Source organism: Corynebacterium sp. HMSC077D03, from assembly GCF_001808545.1.
Classification (GTDB): Bacteria; Actinomycetota; Actinomycetes; order Mycobacteriales; family Mycobacteriaceae; genus Corynebacterium; species Corynebacterium simulans.
This window is the reverse complement of record NZ_KV793701.1, coordinates 74,075-74,282: the sequence shown is the minus strand read 5'-3', so window position 1 is coordinate 74,282 and position 208 is coordinate 74,075.

The window sequence follows — 208 nt, the reverse complement described above, 5'->3', positions numbered from 1 at the left end:
AAATACCTCCGCGTGCGCGGAGAAGAGCTTATGCGGGATGATTGATTCATTCATTGTGGGGAAATACCTCCGCGTGCGCGGAGAAGAGGTTAGTCGATGCGGTTGCGTAGAGTTCCATAAGGAAATACCTCCGCGTGCGCGGAGAAGAGACAACCGTGACCGCAGCAACCCAGCCCTTAACGGAAATACCTCCGCGTGCGCGGAGAAG